This window comes from Streptomyces sp. P9(2023), from assembly GCF_032436795.1.
Lineage (GTDB): Bacteria > Actinomycetota > Actinomycetes > Streptomycetales > Streptomycetaceae > Streptomyces.
The window spans coordinates 449,922-465,065 of sequence record NZ_JAUPWM010000002.1 but is presented as its reverse complement, the minus strand read 5'-3'; the positions used below and the strand labels follow the sequence as shown (position 1 = coordinate 465,065).

The window sequence follows — 15,144 nt, the reverse complement described above, 5'->3', positions numbered from 1 at the left end:
CACGCTCACCTGGCCCCGGCGCCGCCCGACGCCCCCCGGTTCTGAACCACGTGGTCCACGAGGCCGTAGCCGGTGGCTGCCGGCGCGTCGAGGACGGTGATCCGGTCGATGTCCGCGTCGACCCGCTCGCGGCTCTGCCTGGTGTGGGTGACCAGCATCCCGGCCAGCATCGCGCGCTGCCGGAGCAATTCCCGTGCCTGGATGTCGAGATCGCTGGGCTGCCCCTGCAACGGCTCGTCCATCGCGGGCTGCTGGAGCACGACCCGGGCGCCGGGGAGCGCGAGCCGCTTGCCCGGCGCGCCGGCCGCGAGCAGTACGGCGGCGGTCGAGACCGCCTGCCCGAGGCAGGTCGTCTCCACGTCGCAGGTGACGACCTGCATCGTGTCGTAGATCGCGGACATGGCGCTGATCGAGCCGCCGGGGGAGTTGATGTAGAGCGCGATGTCCCGGTCCGGGTCGGCGTACTCCAGGTGCAGGAGCTGTGCGATGACGTCGTTGGCCGAGGTCTCGTCGATGGGTGTGCCGAGGAAGACGATGCGCTCCTCGAGCAGCTTGGAGTAGGGGTCGAGGGTCCGGCTCCCGAAGCTCGTGCGCTCGGTGAACTCGGGAAGGACGTAGCGAGCGTGCATGGCGGTGCCTCCTTGTAAAAAATGTACAGGACGTACAGCCCGTAAGATGAGGAGCATGGCCTACGAGATTCCGGTGACGCAAGCACGTGCAGAGCTCGCCGACCTGATCAACCGCGTGGTGTACGGCAACGAACGCGTCGTCGTGACCCGCCACGGGAAGCCGCTCGTGGCGCTGGTGTCGGCCGCTGACCTGGCGAAACTCGAAGCGGAGCACGAGGTCGCGGAGGATCTCGCGGGCAGCGCGGTCTCCGAGGTCCGCCCGCTCCCGTCCGCTCCGGGTGAACAGGGGCGCTTCGGCATCGCGGCCCGGCATCGCGCCCCCGGTACTCCCGGCGCATGACAGAGCCGCGTGCCCCCGTCCGTCAGGGCGGGGGCGCGCGGCGGTACGTGAAGGGCGTCAGCCCACGGGTGCCGGGGTGGCCGCCGGGGTGGCCGTCGCCCCGGCCCGCCGTCCGCCGATCAGCAGCACGGCGAGGCCCGCGGCCGCCCATACGCCCAGCACGAGCAGGGCCGGGCCCGCGCCCGCGCCGTCGAAGAAGGCGACCGAGCGCAGCGCGGAACCGCCCGCGCCCGGGGGCAGCCACTGACCGAGCGCGCCCGCCGGCGCGGGCAGCAGCTCGGGCGCTGACCCCACGCCCGAGAACGGGTTGCCCAGCAGGATCATCAGGAGCGCCCCGAGGCCGATGCCCGGCTTGCCGATCAGTGCGGCGAGCCCCGCGATACCGGCGCCGATCGCGAGCACGGTCAGGCCGAGGACGCCCACCTCGGTCCACCAGTCGCCGGCGAGCACGCCGAGCCAGCTGTGGGTCAGCGAGACACCGACGATCCCCGCGAGCGCGGCGGCCCCGACCAGGGTGACGGCCGCCCGGGCGCCGCGCAGGCCGAGCACGGTCGCCACGATGCCGGAGGCCGCGCCGGCCAGGATCAGGGGGAAGAGGCCCGCCCCGAAGGCGCTGCCCCGGGGGTCCCCGGCGGGCGCCGGGACGACATCGGTCACCGTGACCTGGGTGCCGGGCGGGACCTGGGCGGTGACGGCCTCGCGCAGCAGCCCTGCGACGACGGGGCTCGCGGCGGTCGCGGTCAGCAGTTCGGGGCCCTGCGGTGTGACGACCACCGCGCCGTATACGACCCGGTCCTCGATGGCCGTACGGGCGGCGGCCTCGGAGTCGTAACGGTGGACCTCGAAGGCGCCGTCGCGCTCGGTGAGGCGCTGTTCCAGCGGGGCGGTGGCGGTGGCCGGACCGGCGACGCCGATCGGCAGGTCGCGCGGCGCGATCCGGGCGGCGGGCCAGGCGAAGGCCCAGAGGGCCAGGGCCACGACGACCGGGATCAGTACCAGCACCGCGAGGGTCTTGCGGGTGGCTGAGGCGGGCATGAGGCTCTCGATTCAAAGAGAAGGATCGTTCGTTTTACGGTGTGCCTCACTGTCTCGCCGGGGTGGTCGCTTGTCAAGAAGGAATGTTCGTTTTAGGTTCTGGGTATGGCCCGTGTCTCGCAGGAACACCTCGACGCCCGCCGCCGTCAGATCCTGGACGGCGCCGCGCGCTGCTTCGCCCGCAACGGCTTCCACGCCACGTCCATGCAGGACGTCCTGACCGAGGTGGGACTCTCGGCCGGCGCCGTGTACCGCTACTTCAGCGGCAAGGAGGAGCTGATCGCGGCCATCGCGGCGGAGGCGTTCGCCGCGATGCGCGGAGCTTTCGCGGAGGCCTCGAAGGCCACGCCGCCGCCCACGCCCGACGTACTCCTCGGCGCGGTCCTCCGGCTCGTCCTGGAGGAGCGGATCCCCGGCGCGGACCGCCAGGTGTTCGCGCGCCTCATCCTGCAGGTGTGGTCCGAGACCCTGCGTGACGAGCGGCTGTTCCGGATCCTCGTCGAAGGGTTCAACGGCATGCGCGGGATCTGGACGGAACTCGTCGAGGTCTACCGCGAGACCGGGCTGATGGCGGCGGACGTCCCCGCCGACCGGGTGGCCCGCACCCTCATCGCCACCGCTCAGGGGTACATCGCCCAGCAGGCGCTCTTCGGCGACGTGGACGTCGAGGTGCTCCAGGACGGGCTGCGCGGGCTGATGTCCATGGGGTCGCAAAGCGCGAGTTAACGCGCCGGAAAAACTTTCGCTCTAACGTGCAATGTCTGGCCGAGTGGGCCATCACCGCAGCTCAACAGAGTGTTGACGCTGGGTAATGTCCGCTGCTGTCCGGGGAATTTGCCCGGTGGACGACTGTGAGGTGGAAGCGTGCATCTGTCGCCGCACGAGCAGGAACGCCTGCTCATCCATGTGGCCGCCGACGTGGCCGAGAAGCGCCGGGCGCGCGGAGTGAAGCTCAACCACCCCGAGGCCGTCGCCCTGATCACCACCCACATCCTGGAGGGCGCCCGGGACGGCCGTACCGTCGCGGAGCTCATGAACTCCGGCCGCAAGGTCCTCACCCGCGACGAGGTCATGGGCGGGATCCCGGAGATGATCCACGACGTCCAGGTCGAGGCCACCTTCCCGGACGGCACCAAGCTCGTCACCGTCCATGACCCGATCGTGTGACGGGGGAGCGCCGCCGATGACTCCCGGAGAGATCCTTTTCGGTGAAGGTCCCGTCGTCCTCAACGAGGGCCGACCGGTCACCCGCCTCACCGTCCTCAACGCCGCCGACCGACCCGTCCAGGTCGGCTCCCACTATCACTTCGCCGAGGCCAACCCCGGTCTCGCCTTCGACCGCGCGGCGGGGCGAGGCCGACGCCTGCACATCGCCGCCGGTACGGCGGTGCGCTTCGAGCCGGGCATCCCGGTCGAGGTCGAGCTCGTCCCGCTGGCGGGCCGCCGGATCGTCCCCGGCCTGCGCGGCGAGACGGCGGGCCCGCTCGACGCGCCCGCGGGCCCGCTCGACTCGACCGCCGGCACCGACGCCCCCGACACGAACGGAGGCGACCGTGCCTGAGCTGCATCGCGCCGTCTACGCCGACCTGTTCGGCCCCACCACCGGCGACCGCATCCGGCTCGCCGACACCGACCTGGTCGTCGAGATCGAGGAGGACCGCTCGGGCGGTCCCGGCCGCGCGGGCGACGAAGCCGTCTTCGGCGGCGGCAAGGTGATCCGCGAGTCCATGGGCCAGGCCCGTACGACCAGGGCCGAGGGTGCGCCGGACACCGTGATCACCGGCGCCGTCGTCCTCGACCACTGGGGTGTGATCAAGGCCGACATCGGCATCCGCGACGGCCGGATCACCGGGATCGGCAAGGCCGGCAACCCCGACACCATGGACGGTGTCCACCCGGACCTGGTCATCGGGCCGGAGACCGAGGTGATCGTGGGCAACGGCCGGATCGTCACCGCGGGCGGCGTCGACACCCACATCCACTTCATCGCGCCCACGATCATCGACGAGGCCCTCGCCTCCGGCATCACCACCCTCGTCGGCGGCGGCACAGGACCCGCCGAGGGCACCAAGGCGACCACCGTCACCCCGGGCCCCTGGCACCTCGCCGGGATGTTCGCGGCGCTTGAGAACTCCCCGGTCAACATCGGCCTGCTCGGCAAGGGCAACACGATGTCCCGCGACGCCATGTACTCCCAACTGCGGGGTGGCGCGCTCGGGTTCAAGATCCACGAGGACTGGGGGGCGACCCCCGCCGTCATCGACGCCTGCCTGACCGTCTGCGACGAGACCGGCGCCCAACTCGCCATCCACACCGACACCTTGAACGAGGCGGGCTTCGTCGGCGACACCCTGGCCGCCATCGCCGGGCGCACCATCCACGCGTACCACACCGAGGGCGCGGGCGGCGGGCACGCGCCGGACATCATCACCGTGGTGTCCGAGCCGTACGTGCTGCCCAGCTCCACCAACCCGACCCGGCCGCACACCGTCAACACGATCGAGGAACACCTCGACATGCTGATGGTCTGTCACCACCTGAACCCCGCCGTCCCGGAGGACCTCGCCTTCGCCGAGTCCCGCATCCGGCCCTCGACGATCGCCGCCGAGGACGTGCTGCACGACCTCGGCGCCATCTCGATCATCTCCTCCGACTCGCAGGCCATGGGCCGCATCGGCGAGGTGATCATGCGGACCTGGCAGACCGCGCATGTCATGAAGAAGCGCCGGGGCGCGCTCGCGGGCGACGGCCGGGCCGACAACCACCGCGCGCGTCGCTATGTCGCCAAGTACACGATCAACCCGGCGGTGGCCCAGGGGCTCGACCACGAGATCGGCTCGGTCGAGACCGGCAAGCTCGCCGACCTGGTGCTGTGGGAGCCCGCGTTCTTCGGGGTGAAGCCGCTGGTCGTGCTGAAGGGCGGGCAGATCGCGTACGCGCAGATGGGCGACGCCAACGCCTCCATCCCCACACCCCAGCCCGTCCTGCCCCGCCCGATGTTCGGGGCGCTCGGCAAGGCCCCGGCTGCCAACTCCCTGAACTTCACGACCCAGTTGGCCATCGAGGACGACCTTCCCGAACGGCTCGGCCTGGACCGGAAGTTCGTCGCCATCAAGAACACCCGGCGGGTCACCAAGGCGGACATGCGGGAGAACGACGCCATGCCCCGGGTCGAGGTCGACGCCGACACGTTCACGGTCACGATCGACGGCGAACCCGTCGAACCGTCCCCCGCCGAGGAACTGCCCCTCGCCCAGCGTTACTTCCTCTTCTGACATGGGCGCGCGCGCAGCTGCTCTGCTGGTGCTCGCCGACGGGCGGTTCCCCGCCGGCGGGCACGCCCACTCCGGTGGGGCGGAGGCCGCCGTCAAGGCCGGCCGGATCACGGACGCGGCGAGCCTGGCCGCGTTCTGCCGGGGGCGGCTCCATACCGCCGGGCTCACCTCGGCGGGCCTCGCGGCAGCGGCCGCGCAGGGCCACGACCCGTACGCGCTGGACGCGGCCGCCGACGCCCGCACCCCGTCGCCCGCCCTGCGCGCGGCGGCCCGCAAGCTGGGGCGGCAGATGATGCGGGCGGCGCGCGCGACGTGGCCGTGCCCCGAACTCGACGCGCTCGCCGCCGCGTTTCCGCGCGGGGCGCACCAGCCGGTTGTCCTTGGGGTGACCGCCCGGGCGGCCGGGCTCGGGCCCGAGGACGCGGCGCACTGCGTCGCGTACGAGACGGTCAGTGGACCGGCTACGGCGGCGGTACGGCTCCTCAGCCTGGATCCCTTTCAGGCGACGGCCGTCCTTGCGCGGCTCGCCCCGGAGATGGACGAGGTCGCCGAGCGGGCGGTGGCGGCGGCACGACTCGGTGTCGACGCGTTGCCGGCGGCGTCGGCGCCGTTGCTCGACATCACGGCCGAGCATCACGCGGCCTGGCCGGTGCGGCTGTTCGCGTCGTGAAACCACGGGGCCCTGTGCGCAGGGGCCTTGTAAGGGCGCCGCCCCCGTGGGTTGTGCCCACCCGTTCCTCCCCCAGGCGGAACGATTGCCCACAACAGGTAGACGACCAGGAGCCGCATCATGCATCTCGATCACTCCCACGACCACCTCGGTGCCGTCTCCGCCGACGCCCGTCGACCCGACGGGACCCGGCGGGCCCTGCGGATCGGGCTCGGTGGACCCGTCGGCTCGGGCAAGACCGCTACCGTCGCCGCGCTCTGTCGGGTGTTGCGCGATCAGCTGTCGATCGCGGTCGTCACCAATGACATCTACACCCGCGAGGACGCCGAGTTCCTGCTCCGTAACGCCGTTCTGCCGCCCGAGCGGATCCAGGCCGTGGAGACCGGCGCCTGCCCGCACACCGCGATCCGTGACGACATCTCCGCCAATCTCGAAGCCGTCGAAGAGTTGGAGGACACGGTCGGGCCGCTCGATCTGATCCTCGTCGAGTCCGGCGGCGACAACCTGACCGCCACGTTCTCCAAGGGACTCGTCGACGCCCAGATCTTCGTCATCGACGTGGCCGGCGGCGACGACATCCCCCGTAAGGGCGGCCCCGGCGTCACCACCGCCGACCTGCTCGTCGTCAACAAGACCGACCTCGCCCCGTACGTCGGCTCCGACCTGGAGCGCATGGCCCGCGACGCCAAGGAGCAGCGCGGCGACCTGCCCGTCGCCTTCACCTCGCTCACCGGTGAGCAGGGCGTCGCCCCCGTCTGCGACTGGGTACGCGAGCGGCTCGCCGCCTGGTCCGCATGAGCGTGCGCGCCACCGCCCGGATCGTCGCCGACGCCGACGGCGGGCTGCCGGTCCTCCGGAGCGACGGGCCGTTCGCCCTCCGCCGGACGCGGAGCACCGGTCCGTACACCCGGGTCACCGTCGTCGGCGCGATGAGCGCCCCGCTCGGTGGTGACCGGCTCGCGATCGAGGCGGAGGTTCGGGACGGGGCGCGGCTGCTCGTCGACTCCGCCGCCGCGACCGTCGCCCTGCCCGGACGCGGCACCGAACCCGCCACGTACGGCGTCACGTTGACCGTGGGCGAGGGCGCCGTACTGCGCTGGCTGCCCGAACAGCTCGTCTGCGCCCACGGATCCGACCTCGTCATGCGCACCACCGTCGAACTCGCCCCCACCGCACGGCTCGTGCTGCGGGAGGAGCAGATCCTCGGCCGCCACGGCGAGGAGACCGGCACCCTCACCTCGCGCCTCACCGTCCACCGCGCCGGACGGCCCCTGCTCGACCAGGAGGTCGCGTACGGGCCCGGTTCCTTCGGCGGCTGGGACGGCGGAGCGGTCCTCGACGGACACCGCGCCACCGGTCAACTCCTGGTCGTGGACCCGGAGTTCGCGGACAAGCCGACGGAAGCCCGGGTGCTCGCGGAGAACGCCGTGCTCGCTCCGCTCGCCGGACCCGCGGCCCTGGTCACCGCCGTCGCCCCCGACGCGCTCGTGCTGCGCCGGGTCCTGGACGAGGCGCTCTCCATCCTCGCGCCGTTCTGAGTTCACCGCTCAGCGGTACTGAGGTGTCCGGTTATTGGTTCGGCAAAGAAACGCCAGTGCGATCTACCGCGCGCGCCGAACGGACGAAAGGATCCCCCGGACAGACCGAACACCTACAGGGGGAGGCACCACGTGAGGCGACGCACGGCAGCGCTCGGCTCGGCAGGCGCCCTGATAACGGGCACACTCGTGGCGGGCGCGCTGGCCGCCCCGGCGGCAAGTGCCGACCAGCGCCACCGGCCCGACCCGGAGACGCGCGGCACCGCCGTCGCCGCCCAACGGGCCGCCGACCAGGGCATCGACTGGCAGGACTGCCCGGCGGACTGGGGCCTGGAGAAGCCGATCCAGTGCGGCTGGGTCACCGTCCCGGTCGACTACGCCAGGCCGAACGGCAAGCAGATCCAGATCGCCGTCGACCGGATCGGCTCCACCGGCACCCCCACCGAGCGCCAGGGCGCCCTGCTCTACAACCCGGGCGGACCGGGCGCCTCCGGCCTCCGCTTCCCGCGCCGGGTCACCACGAACAACGCCATCTGGGCGGGCGCCGCCAAGGCCTACGACTTCGTCGGCTTCGACCCGCGCGGCGTGGGCCACTCGGCCCCCATCTCCTGCGTCGACCCGACCGAGTTCGTCAAGGGCCCCAAGCTCGACCCGGTCCCCGACAGCGAGGCCGACAAGCGCGCGCAGCGCAAGCTCGCCGCCGAGTACTCCGAGGGCTGCGCGGAGAAGAGCGGCGACATCCTGCCGTACATCAACACCCTCAACACCGCCCGCGACCTCGACGTCGTCCGGGCCGCGCTGGGCGAGAAGAAGCTCAACTTCGTCGGCGTCTCCTACGGCACCTACCTCGGCGCCGTCTACGGCACCCTCTTCCCGACGCACGTCCGCCGCATGGTGCTCGACAGCGTCGTCAACCCCTCGAAGCGGAAGATCTGGTACGAGGCCAACCTCGACCAGGACGTCGCCTTCGAGATCCGGCTCAAGGACTGGATGACCTGGGTCGCGCAGCACGACGCCACGTACCACCTCGGCGACACCTACGCCGAGGTCCGCGAGCAGTGGGAGACACTGCGCGCCGACGCCAAGAAGAACCCCCTCGGCGGCAAGGTCGGCCCGGCCGAGCTCATCGGCTTCTTCCAGAACGCGCCCTACTACGACTCGATGTGGGTCCCGGTCGCCGAGGCCTGGAGCGCGTACGCCGCCGGTGACCCGCAGCCGCTGATCGAGGCTGCCGCCGCCGACCTCACCGACACGGCAGGCAACGCCGCCTCGGAGAACGGCACCGCCGTCTACACCGCCGTCGAGTGCGCCGACGCCCCGTGGCCGACCAGCTGGAAGAAGTGGGACCGGGACAACAGCCGGCTCCACGAGCGGAACCCGTTCATGACCTGGTCCAACGCCTGGCTGAACCTGCCCTGCGCCACCTGGTCGACGCCGCGTCAGCAGCCGACCGAGGTCCGCACCGGCAAGGGGTTGCCGCCCGTGCTCATCACCCAGGCCGAGCGCGACGCGGCCACCCCGTACGAGGGCGCGGTCGAACTGCACCAGCGCTTCAAGGGCTCGCGCCTCATCACCGAGCGGGACGCCGGCTCGCACGGCATCACCAACCTCGCCAACCCCTGCCTGAACACCCGGGTGGAGGCCTACCTCCTCACCGGCAAGCTCGACAGCCGCGACGTGACGTGCGCGCCGCACGCCACGCCCAAGCCGTGACCACGGCATGACGGGGGAGGGGTGGGCCGGCCCAGGAGGGCGGCCCACTCCTCCTTCATCTCAACGCGCCGCGAGCCAGGCGTCCTCCGCCGCGTAGTCGAAGAAGTCCACCCCGTACTTCGCCAGGCCGGGGAACGCCTCCCGCCACTCCTGTTCCGCCATCCGCCGGGACAGATACGCGACCGTCGCCGGCAGCGACTCGGCGTACGACACCACCGGCCGGTACCCGAGCTCCCGCTCCGCCGCGCCCATGTCGAGGACAACCGGGTGCGGCGCGGTCCACGGCGTGAGCCCCAACGTGCCCTCCGGCGCCCCCTCCATCAGCACCGTCTCGCTCTCCACGCCCATCACCGCGTCGATCGCCGCACCGATCTCCGCGACCGTCGGGGCCTCGGGATCACCGCCGTTGAGCACGCGGCTCCCCGGCCTCGCCGCCGCCAGCCGGACCAGCTCGCCGAGGTTGTCCACGTGCACCGGGTGGAACCGGGACGTGCCGTCGTACGAGAGAATCCGCACCGGCCGCCCGTCGAGCGCGCGCTTGACGAACCACAGCTCGCGCGGCCCCGGGCAGTACGGCCCGTGGATCGCGCCCGCCCGCAGCACCGTCGTCGGCAGCGCGTCGCCCGCCGCGAGCAACTCCCGTTTCAGCGCCACCTTCCGCGTCCCGTACGACCCCTCGCCCGGCGCGACCGTCCGCCACGTCTCCGGGATCGGGACCGGATAGGCCGGGAAGCCGTCCGGCTCGTCCTGGGTGTCGAAGTTACGGCCCCGGTCGTCCTCGTACACCGCGCCACTGGAGATCACCACCGCCGAGCCGATCCGGTCGGCGAGCGCCGTCAACTGCCGTGCGTGTCCCGCGTGGTAGGCGACGATGTCGACCAGCACGTCACAGCCGTCGCCGAGCGCGGAGGCGAGCGCGCCCTCCTCGTCGCGGTCGACGGCCACCGACCGGACCTCCGCCGGCCACTCCTCGTCCCGGCCGCCGCGCCGTGAGCCCGCCGTCACCTCCCAGCCGTCCTTGACGAGCGCCCGCACGGCCGCCCGCCCCACCTGTCCTGTCGCTCCGAGCACGAAAGCGTGTCCTGGTCCCATGGACGCGACGGTACGGCGGCCGTCATCGCCGTCCCAGGACCTTTCGCCGTGCGCGGATCCGCCGTCAGCGTCGGCGGCGCGGGAACTTTCTGGAGGCGGTGGAGTTCCCGGCCTTCGCCTCCTGCTCGGCCGCCTTCACCTTGGCCGCGTAGTCGTCGACGTACTCCTGCCCGGACAGCGCGAGGATCTCGTACATGATCTCGTCCGTCACCGCGCGGACCGCCGCCTTCTCGCCCTCCATACCGGCGTACCGGGAGAAGTCCAACGGCTCCCCGAAGCGGATCGTGACCCGCTTCACCTTGGGCACGACCTTGCCGGGCGGCTGGATCTCGAAGGTCCCCACCATGGCGCACGGGATCACCGGCACCCCGGCCCTGATCGCCATGACGGCGACCCCGACCTTGCCCTTGTAGAGCCGGCCGTCGTGCGAGCGCGTGCCCTCGGGATAGATGCCGAGCAGCTCCCCCTTGGCAAGGACCCCGAGCCCCTCGCGGATCGCGGCCTGTCCGGCCTCCTTGCCGGAGCGGTCGACCGGGATCTGCCCGGCGCTGCGGAAGAACGCGGCGGTCAGCCGGCCCTTGATGCCCGGCCCTGTGAAGTACTCCTGCTTGGCGAGGAAGGTGATCCGCCGCTTGAGCACCACCGGCATCAGGAAGTGGTCGGAGAACGACAGATGGTTGCCGGCGACGATCGCCGCGCCGTCCTCCGGGATGTGTTCGAGCCCCTCGATCCGTGGCCGGAAGAGCAGCTTCAGCCACGGCCCGAGCAGCACGTACTTCATGACGCGATAGAACACCGGCGGCCCCCGTCTCGGTAGAGCGATGGTTATTTGTAACCACTCGCGCGTCCCTGGTCCACACTGGAGACGGAGAGTGGGTTGCCGATGGCCGCCGAACGACGCCGCACACCGCGACACATACGCCCCGGCGCAGCCGTCACCGTGCTCCTGTGCGCGGTGATGACCGCCGGTTTGTACGGCTGCGCCGACTCCGGCACCCCCGAACCGACCCCGACCCCCGCGCCGTCGACCCCCATACCGTCGACCCCCATACCGTCGACCCCTCTCCCGCAGGGCCGCTCGCCCTTCACCGGGCTGCCCGCCCAGCCTGCCCCCGTCCTCGCCGTCAAGATCGACAACGTGCCGCCGGCCCGTCCGCACACCGGCCTCGGCGCCGCCGAGCTCGTCTACGTCGAGCAGGTCGAGGGCGGCCAGACGCGACTGCTCGCCGTCTACTCCGCCGAGCTCCCCGAACGGATCGGACCGGTCCGCAGCGCCCGCGAGTCCGACATCGAGCTGCTCCGCCAGTTCGACAATCCGGCGCTCGCCTACTCCGGCTCGCAGGGTGGCCTGAAACCCCTGCTCCAGGCCGCCCCGCTGGAGGCGCTGCCGCCCGAGGACGCCCCGGGCGCCTACGTCCGCGACCGGGGCAGGGCCGCTCCCCACAACCTGTACGTCCTGCCCGGGCGCGCCCTGGCCGCCGCCCCGGACGCGGGCGACGCCAAGGACATCGGCTTCCGCTTCGGGCCCGCCCCCTCGGGCGGCGAACCGGTCAACGAACGGACCGTCCGCTTCCCCGCCTCCCGCTACACCTTCACCTGGTCCCCGGCGGACAAGGGCTGGCGGATCGCGATGGACGGCAGCCCCGCCCGTACCACCGACGAAGGCCCGGTCACCGCCTCGACCGTCGTGGTCCAGTACGTGAACATCCGGGACTCCCGCTTCCGCGACGTGCTCGGCAGCGTCTCCCCGTACACCGAGACGGTCGGCAGCGGCAGCGCCGTCGTCCTGCGCGACGGCCGCGCCCACGACGCCCGCTGGAGCCGCCCGGCCGCCCCGAACGGCACCTCCTTCACCACCCCCGACGGGGCGCCCCTGAACTTCGCCCCCGGCAAGACCTGGGTCGTCCTCGCCCCCCGCGGATAGCCCGAGCGGATAGCGGGCCCGGCGCCGGGTACTCGCTCGCCACGGAGCAGGAAGCAGTGAGGAGGCCCGCCATGGGCGCCGACATCTGGGGTTACGCCGAGACCTCGGGCCATGTGCCCGGAACCAAGCTCATCGGCTTCACCGTCGAGGCCACCGACGGGACCATCGGCAAGGTCGACAAGCACACCGAGGACGTCGGCCGGTCCTACCTCGTCGTCGACACCGGACCGTGGATCTTCGGCAGGCGCGTCCTGCTGCCCGCGGGCCTGGTCTCCCTCATCGACGTCGAGAACGAGACGGTCCGTCTCTCGTGTGCGCGGGACGACATCAAGGACTCGCCCGAGTTCGAGAGCGGTCAGCACGAGGACGACAGCAACATCATCAAGCTGATCGAGCACTACTACAGCAACCGGCACATGTGATCAGGGCTGCGGGCCAGGCCTGCCCGGTCCGCGCCGGGGCGCGCCCGCCGCCGGTACGGAGCTGTCGGCGGCCGCCATGCCGATGGTGACCACGACGAGCACGATCCAGCCGAACCAGAGCCAGCCGCTGCTGCCGAGCGCCACCGTGTACGCCGTCGTCAGCACCAGGGCCGCGACGGTGAGCACGCTCATCGCCTTCGTGGGACCGGACATCTGTCCGCCTCCCTCCTCCTGACGGGACCGTCACGCTCATGGTCACCCCTGGGGCGGGCGAATGCTACTCCCGTGCGACGACGGGACCGGGAAAGCTACTGGCCGCGAGCCTGGAGCGAGGCCAGATAGGCGTTGTACGCCTCCAGCTCCTTGTCCCCGTCCCGGTCGGCGGCCCGGTCCTTGCGGACTGCCTGCCGCCGCTCGGAGTGGTACCACTGGTAGACCAGCGCGATCAGCACGAGCACCGACGGGATCTCGCTGAACGCCCAGGCGATGCCGCCCGCCGCGTTCTGGTCGGCGAGCGCGTCGATCCCGAGCGAGGCCGGCGGGTTCTCGTACGCCTTGATCATCGGCTTGCTCGCCATCATCAGGGCGATGCCGAAGAAGGCGTGGAACGGCATGCCGGCGAAGAGCTCCAGCATCCGCATCACATAGCCCGGGCGGTGCGGCCCCGGGTCGACGCCCATGATCGGCCAGAAGAAGACCAGACCGACGGCGAGGAAGTGCACCATCATCGCGATGTGGCCGATCTTCGAGCCCATCAGGGTGTCGAAGAGCGGAGTGAAGTAGAAGCCGTACAGACTCGCGATGAAGAGCGGGATCGTGAACGCGGGATGCGTGATGATCTTCATGTAGCGGCTGTGCAGCAGCATCAGGAGCAGCTCGCGCGGGCCCTTGTCGCCCCGGGGCGCGACCGGCAGCGCGCGCAGCGCGAGCGTCACCGGCGCGCCGAGCAGCAGCAGGATCGGCGAGAGCATCGAGATGACCATGTGCTGCACCATGTGCACGCTGAACATGACCATGCCGTAGTCGTTGAGCTTGGTGCACATCATCAGCGCGACGCTCAGCACGCCGGCCGTGAAGAAGATGGTCCGGCTCAGCGGCCAGCCGTCACCGCGCTTGCGCAGTCGCGCCACGCCCCAGCCGTACAACGCGAGCCCCACGAGGCAGCCGACGAGGAAGAACGCGTCCGGCGAGAACTCAAGGCCACGTCCCAGCGTGAACGGCGGCAGATCCATCGTCATGCCGGGCCCGCTGTGATCCATCTGTCTACTCCTGGAGCCCGATTCGCGCTTGTTGTCCGCACCAGACTAGAACCGCCCCCGTTCGCGGCTGCGACCGGGGGCGGTTCGTGGTGGCGGTACGGGTGGCGCTACGGCGGTCAGAGCACCGTCTCGGCCTCGGCGTAGCGGTCGGCCGGAACCGTCTTGAGGGTCTCCACGGCCTGGGCCAGCGGAACCATCTCGATCTCCGTGCCGCGCAGGGCGGTCAGCATGCCGAACTCGCCCCGATGCGCCGCCTCCACCGCGTGCCAGCCGAAGCGGGTCGCCAGGACCCGGTCGTACGCGGTCGGCGTGCCGCCGCGCTGGACGTGACCGAGTATCACCGGCCGGGCCTCCTTGCCGAGCCGCCGCTCCAGCTCGACCGAGAGCTGGTTGGCGACGCCGGTGAAGCGCTCGTGTCCGTACTGGTCCTTGGCGCCGACCTGGAAGGTCATCGAGCCCTCGCGCGGCTTGGCGCCCTCGGCGACGACCACGATCGCGAACCGCTTGCCGGCCTCGAAGCGCGCGCCGACCCGGGCGGTCAGCTCGTCGATGTCGAAGGGGCGCTCGGGCACGACGATCGCGTGCGCGCCGGCGGCCATGCCCGAGTGCAGGGCGATCCAGCCGGTGTGCCGGCCCATGACCTCGACGATGAGCACGCGCTGGTGGGACTCGGCGGTGGTCTTCAGCCGGTCGAGCGCCTCGGTCGCCACCCCGACGGCGGTGTCGAAACCGAAGGTGACGTCGGTCGAGGCGATGTCGTTGTCGATCGTCTTCGGTACGCCGACGATCGGCAGCCCGGCCTGCGAGAGCAGGTTGGCGGCCTTCAGCGTGCCCTCGCCGCCGATCGGGATGATCGCGTCAAGGCCCAGGTCGGCGACATGGCCGCGGGCGCGCTCGACGCCGTCGACCAGGTGCGCGGGCTGGACCCGGGAGGAGCCGAGGATGGTGCCGCCCCGGGCGAGGATGCCGGCGACCGCGTCGAGGTCGAGCTTGCGGTAGTCGCACTCCAGGAGGCCCTTCCAACCGTCGTGGAAGCCGATGACCTCGTCCCCGTGGTCGACGACGGCGCGGTGCACGACGGAACGGATGACGGCGTTCAGACCGGGGCAGTCGCCTCCGGAGGTGAGCACACCAATGCGCATAGCCCGAAAACCTTTGCAACGTGGGCCGACTCCCGGACCACGTCGTCCGGTTGGATCCCCGCCACCCTATCGGTGCCGGATGGCGGGGCCGAAACGGATGTCCGC

The 15,144-nt window shown here is 71.6% G+C and carries 18 protein-coding genes; 11 read left to right on the top strand and 7 right to left on the bottom strand.

Annotated features, from left to right (window positions below; genetic code table 11):
• Positions 1-5: 5 nt before the first annotated feature.
• Positions 6-629, bottom strand: a complete 624-nt coding sequence (locus Q5762_RS04595; protein ID WP_315890621.1) for an ATP-dependent Clp protease proteolytic subunit — start codon at positions 627-629, stop codon at positions 6-8.
• 55 nt (positions 630-684) lie between these two features.
• On the opposite strand from Q5762_RS04595, the gene Q5762_RS04590 reads away from it, so the two are divergent.
• Entirely contained in the window at positions 685-969 is a 285-nt protein-coding gene (locus Q5762_RS04590; RefSeq protein ID WP_315890620.1) for a type II toxin-antitoxin system Phd/YefM family antitoxin, read from the top strand.
• A 57-nt stretch (positions 970-1,026) separates the two neighbouring features.
• Here the strand turns inward: Q5762_RS04590 and Q5762_RS04585 are convergent, their stop codons facing one another.
• Positions 1,027-2,004 (bottom strand): ABC transporter permease, encoded by a 978-nt coding sequence (locus Q5762_RS04585; protein WP_315890619.1) that lies wholly within the window; start codon positions 2,002-2,004, stop codon positions 1,027-1,029.
• Between the two features lie 105 nt (positions 2,005-2,109).
• On the opposite strand from Q5762_RS04585, the gene Q5762_RS04580 reads away from it, so the two are divergent.
• From Q5762_RS04580 to Q5762_RS04545, 8 genes are all read left to right on the top strand, one after another.
• Entirely contained in the window at positions 2,110-2,730 is a 621-nt protein-coding gene (locus Q5762_RS04580; protein WP_315890618.1) for a TetR/AcrR family transcriptional regulator, read from the top strand.
• A gap of 138 nt (positions 2,731-2,868) precedes the next feature.
• Positions 2,869-3,171: an urease subunit gamma gene (locus Q5762_RS04575; protein WP_315890617.1), complete on the top strand. Its 303-nt coding sequence runs from the start codon at positions 2,869-2,871 to the stop codon at positions 3,169-3,171.
• Between the two features lie 16 nt (positions 3,172-3,187).
• Positions 3,188-3,565 carry an urease subunit beta gene (locus Q5762_RS04570; protein WP_315890616.1) on the top strand — a complete coding sequence of 126 codons (378 nt, stop codon included), beginning with the start codon at positions 3,188-3,190 and terminating at the stop codon, positions 3,563-3,565.
• Entirely contained in the window at positions 3,558-5,279 is a 1,722-nt protein-coding gene (locus Q5762_RS04565) for an urease subunit alpha (RefSeq protein ID WP_315890615.1), read from the top strand. The genes Q5762_RS04570 and Q5762_RS04565 overlap by 8 nt, the downstream gene beginning before the upstream one ends.
• Position 5,280: 1 nt before the next feature.
• Positions 5,281-5,949 (top strand): urease accessory UreF family protein, encoded by a 669-nt coding sequence (locus tag Q5762_RS04560; RefSeq protein WP_315890614.1) that lies wholly within the window; start codon positions 5,281-5,283, stop codon positions 5,947-5,949.
• Positions 5,950-6,069: 120 nt separating this feature from the next.
• Complete coding sequence (gene ureG / locus Q5762_RS04555; protein ID WP_315890613.1) at positions 6,070-6,747, top strand: urease accessory protein UreG; 678 nt, start codon at positions 6,070-6,072, stop codon at positions 6,745-6,747.
• Positions 6,744-7,487, top strand: a complete 744-nt coding sequence (locus Q5762_RS04550; RefSeq protein ID WP_315890612.1) for an urease accessory protein UreD — start codon at positions 6,744-6,746, stop codon at positions 7,485-7,487. The genes ureG and Q5762_RS04550 overlap by 4 nt, the downstream gene beginning before the upstream one ends.
• A 132-nt stretch (positions 7,488-7,619) precedes the next feature.
• A complete protein-coding gene (locus Q5762_RS04545) occupies positions 7,620-9,200 on the top strand; it encodes an alpha/beta hydrolase (protein ID WP_315890611.1) in 1,581 nt (526 codons plus the stop codon).
• Positions 9,201-9,260: 60 nt separating this feature from the next.
• On the opposite strand, the gene Q5762_RS04540 is transcribed toward Q5762_RS04545, so the two are convergent.
• Positions 9,261-10,292, bottom strand: a complete 1,032-nt coding sequence (locus Q5762_RS04540; RefSeq protein WP_315890610.1) for an NAD-dependent epimerase/dehydratase family protein — start codon at positions 10,290-10,292, stop codon at positions 9,261-9,263.
• Positions 10,293-10,356: 64 nt separating this feature from the next.
• Positions 10,357-11,088 carry a lysophospholipid acyltransferase family protein gene (locus tag Q5762_RS04535; RefSeq protein ID WP_315890609.1) on the bottom strand — a complete coding sequence of 244 codons (732 nt, stop codon included), beginning with the start codon at positions 11,086-11,088 and terminating at the stop codon, positions 10,357-10,359.
• An 87-nt stretch (positions 11,089-11,175) separates the two neighbouring features.
• On the opposite strand from Q5762_RS04535, the gene Q5762_RS04530 reads away from it, so the two are divergent.
• Positions 11,176-12,216 carry a DUF3048 domain-containing protein gene (locus tag Q5762_RS04530; protein WP_315890608.1) on the top strand — a complete coding sequence of 347 codons (1,041 nt, stop codon included), beginning with the start codon at positions 11,176-11,178 and terminating at the stop codon, positions 12,214-12,216.
• 71 nt (positions 12,217-12,287) lie between these two features.
• Positions 12,288-12,638, top strand: a complete 351-nt coding sequence (locus Q5762_RS04525) for a PRC-barrel domain containing protein (RefSeq protein ID WP_315890607.1) — start codon at positions 12,288-12,290, stop codon at positions 12,636-12,638.
• Here the strand turns inward: Q5762_RS04525 and Q5762_RS04520 are convergent, their stop codons facing one another.
• The 3 genes from Q5762_RS04520 to Q5762_RS04510 all read right to left on the bottom strand — a co-directional run bounded on the left by Q5762_RS04520 (position 12,639) and on the right by Q5762_RS04510 (position 15,039).
• On the bottom strand, positions 12,639-12,851 hold the full coding sequence (locus Q5762_RS04520; RefSeq protein ID WP_315890698.1) for a hypothetical protein: 213 nt from the start codon (positions 12,849-12,851) through the stop codon (positions 12,639-12,641). It lies immediately after the preceding gene.
• A 95-nt stretch (positions 12,852-12,946) separates the two neighbouring features.
• The gene (locus Q5762_RS04515; protein WP_315890606.1) at positions 12,947-13,897 is read right to left on the bottom strand and encodes a cytochrome c oxidase assembly protein; all 951 of its coding nucleotides are present in this window, start codon (positions 13,895-13,897) and stop codon (positions 12,947-12,949) included.
• 116 nt (positions 13,898-14,013) lie between these two features.
• Positions 14,014-15,039 (bottom strand): 6-phosphofructokinase, encoded by a 1,026-nt coding sequence (locus tag Q5762_RS04510; RefSeq protein ID WP_315890605.1) that lies wholly within the window; start codon positions 15,037-15,039, stop codon positions 14,014-14,016.
• Positions 15,040-15,144: the final 105 nt, after the last annotated feature.

Coding starts and splice junctions, on each gene's coding strand:
- Q5762_RS04530 (WP_315890608.1), top strand. CDS start 11,176: ATGGCCGCCGAACGACGCCGCACACCGCGACACATACGCCCCGGCGCA.
- Q5762_RS04550 (WP_315890612.1), top strand. CDS start 6,744: ATGAGCGTGCGCGCCACCGCCCGGATCGTCGCCGACGCCGACGGCGGG.
- Q5762_RS04590 (WP_315890620.1), top strand. CDS start 685: ATGGCCTACGAGATTCCGGTGACGCAAGCACGTGCAGAGCTCGCCGAC.
- ureG (WP_315890613.1), top strand. CDS start 6,070: ATGCATCTCGATCACTCCCACGACCACCTCGGTGCCGTCTCCGCCGAC.
- Q5762_RS04585 (WP_315890619.1), bottom strand. CDS start 2,004: ATGCCCGCCTCAGCCACCCGCAAGACCCTCGCGGTGCTGGTACTGATC.
- Q5762_RS04520 (WP_315890698.1), bottom strand. CDS start 12,851: ATGTCCGGTCCCACGAAGGCGATGAGCGTGCTCACCGTCGCGGCCCTG.
- Q5762_RS04525 (WP_315890607.1), top strand. CDS start 12,288: ATGGGCGCCGACATCTGGGGTTACGCCGAGACCTCGGGCCATGTGCCC.
- Q5762_RS04595 (WP_315890621.1), bottom strand. CDS start 629: ATGCACGCTCGCTACGTCCTTCCCGAGTTCACCGAGCGCACGAGCTTC.
- Q5762_RS04515 (WP_315890606.1), bottom strand. CDS start 13,897: ATGGATCACAGCGGGCCCGGCATGACGATGGATCTGCCGCCGTTCACG.
- Q5762_RS04570 (WP_315890616.1), top strand. CDS start 3,188: ATGACTCCCGGAGAGATCCTTTTCGGTGAAGGTCCCGTCGTCCTCAAC.
- Q5762_RS04560 (WP_315890614.1), top strand. CDS start 5,281: ATGGGCGCGCGCGCAGCTGCTCTGCTGGTGCTCGCCGACGGGCGGTTC.
- Q5762_RS04540 (WP_315890610.1), bottom strand. CDS start 10,292: ATGGGACCAGGACACGCTTTCGTGCTCGGAGCGACAGGACAGGTGGGG.
- Q5762_RS04580 (WP_315890618.1), top strand. CDS start 2,110: ATGGCCCGTGTCTCGCAGGAACACCTCGACGCCCGCCGCCGTCAGATC.
- Q5762_RS04510 (WP_315890605.1), bottom strand. CDS start 15,039: ATGCGCATTGGTGTGCTCACCTCCGGAGGCGACTGCCCCGGTCTGAAC.